This is a genomic window from Vibrio methylphosphonaticus (assembly GCF_023634655.1).
Classification (GTDB): domain Bacteria; phylum Pseudomonadota; class Gammaproteobacteria; order Enterobacterales; family Vibrionaceae; genus Vibrio; species Vibrio methylphosphonaticus.
Genome location: NZ_JAMKMS010000085.1, coordinates 1 through 337, shown reverse-complemented (window position 1 = coordinate 337; position 337 = coordinate 1). Strand labels below are relative to the sequence as shown.

General features: G+C 49.0%; 1 protein-coding gene. It reads right to left on the bottom strand.

The genetic code is table 11. From position 1 onward, the window contains the following. A partial coding sequence (locus M9196_RS23355) for a cadherin-like domain-containing protein (RefSeq protein WP_250619894.1) occupies positions 1-337 on the bottom strand: 337 nt, incomplete at both ends.

The following is a 337-nucleotide window of genomic DNA, read 5'->3' as shown; positions in this document are numbered from 1 at the left end:
GCCATCTTCATTGGCTGTAACAGTCGCGTTATCACCCGCACTTAAGTTAGCTGCGGTGAGATCGTCTCCCTCTACGTCCGAGGCTTGAGAAAGAAGTTGTTCTTGTGACAATGTCACACTTCCATCCTCATCCACGCTGTACGCTAAGTCTCCTGAGACTGGCGCGTCGTTGATTGGAAGTACATCGACGTTAATGACGGTATCAACCGTCGCCCCATCTTCATCTTGGATGGTAACGCTTAGTTGGACTTCACCATTGAAGTTTTCGTTTGGTGCGAAGCTACACGTTCCATCACCATTAACAGAGAAGATGCCGTCAGGACCATCATAACTCACC